The 1499-nt window shown below is 57.5% G+C and carries 3 protein-coding genes; 1 reads left to right on the top strand and 2 read right to left on the bottom strand.

Annotated elements, in window-relative coordinates; genetic code table 11:
- Positions 1–111 precede the first annotated feature (111 nt).
- A complete protein-coding gene (locus tag LNV07_RS25325) occupies positions 112–498 on the bottom strand; it encodes a hypothetical protein (protein ID WP_263573990.1) in 387 nt (128 codons plus the stop codon).
- A gap of 178 nt (positions 499–676) precedes the next feature.
- On the bottom strand, positions 677–1066 hold the full coding sequence (locus LNV07_RS25320) for a hypothetical protein (RefSeq protein WP_263573989.1): 390 nt from the start codon (positions 1064–1066) through the stop codon (positions 677–679).
- A 140-nt stretch (positions 1067–1206) separates the two neighbouring features.
- On the opposite strand from LNV07_RS25320, the gene LNV07_RS25315 reads away from it, so the two are divergent.
- Positions 1207–1374 (top strand): hypothetical protein, encoded by a 168-nt coding sequence (locus LNV07_RS25315; protein WP_263573988.1) that lies wholly within the window; start codon positions 1207–1209, stop codon positions 1372–1374.
- The last annotated feature ends 125 nt before the right edge of the window (positions 1375–1499 follow it).

The raw sequence follows: 1499 nt of genomic DNA, 5'->3' as shown, positions 1-1499 counted from the left end.
TCGAGCTGAGCGGCCGTAGCCAGCTGGCCGCGCGAAGCTGAAAATAGACAGGCAGCGCAGCGCGGCCAGCTGGCGGAGGTCCACTCGAGCGACCGGTTAGAGCGCATTGAATTACATACAGTCTTTGGACTGCTTTAGGGAAGCCTGTCCGTACAACCAGGACTCTTGCCCAATCTTTGGTTTTTCCGTTACGACGGCTACGCAATCACCAATGCTGACCTTGCCTTGCTGGCGCACATATCGTTTGGAGTCGTCGGGCAACTTGACTACATAAATCGTGTGTGCAGGATCTTTGCCTGACCACATCAGTAAACCGGCGACTGCCCCGCCGACAGCGCCACCCATGCCAGGCTGGTACGCTCCGCCAGACGATGGCGCTTCGGCTGATACGTCGAAGGTCTCTAGAACTTTCCCGACAACCGCCACGGTATCGTGCGTTCCGCCGGTGGTCGCGCATCCGGCCAATAGAAGTGCTGGAACAATCGAAAAAATCTTCACGAAAAAATCTCCCTAATTTTGTATTGCGCTCTAACGTTTGACATGAGGGGCAAACGACGGCGGCACCAGCCTGGACAGAAGGCCCAAACTCGAACCGCCGTTGTTTGTCCCCTCGATGGAATGGTTAGGCGTCGCTAGGCACCGGGCGACAAGTGAAGTGTTCATAGAATTGGCGCAATCAGCTACGTCTCCTGCCAGGAACTCCCACGTACCCATCGGTGGATTTCTTACCATCAGCGCTTTCGACAGTCACCGTGAAGTGTCGTCCGTAGACGGGGTCGGTTCCATACCGTGTTTCGAGTCTCGCGAAAGCTTCAACTTCGATTCCGTGTTTCGCACAAAGCTCGGGTAACGCATCTCGGTAGAGGCAAATGGCTTCACGAAAGCTGGCTGAAACCGTAGTGGCCTTGGTCGAGCCTGCCAAGAAGTCGACCACGACAAAGCCCTCTGGCTCACCTGCAGCCTCGGCGAAAACGTTCATCTCATAGTGTCCGACTAACAGTCCGATGCCGCTCGCGAACGAGTCTGCAATGTTGTGGCCAACCGACTTGAGTTCTCCGAGTTTCATGTGATGGTGCAGTGAAGCAAGAAGTTTAACGACGCCTAACGTTGAAGTTGAGCCGCGAGCGGCGGCTGGGCACGGAAGGCCCAGAATGAAATGGGGGCCTGCAGTGACCAGCCGTTGCGAGTCGGCTCGAACGACCGGTTATGTGGAGCCGCCTCGAAGGCACCGAGGTGGCAGTGGCCGCCAGCATACCGGAGCTGAACCGTTGCCGCGCCCGGCGAGCTAAGGCGACAGGCTGCTTCTTTGCCGTGCGGCTGGCCGCGAACCGAGGAAGGGAAAAAGCCATCGTTTCCTTTATCGGCAAGATCTAGGCGACCGGAGGCTGACGCCGCTTGAGGCCAGCCCGAAATGCCAGAAAGCGTGGCCTGTTGCCTCAAGCGATATCCGCGGGCGAGCGTTCGGCAACGCATTTTGCAGCTTTGCCTAGCCTGCCACA

It is taken from the genome of Roseateles oligotrophus, assembly GCF_025717515.1.
Taxonomy (GTDB): Bacteria; Pseudomonadota; Gammaproteobacteria; order Burkholderiales; family Burkholderiaceae_C; genus Paucibacter_A; species Paucibacter_A oligotrophus.
This window is presented reverse-complemented; position numbering and strand designations above follow the sequence as displayed.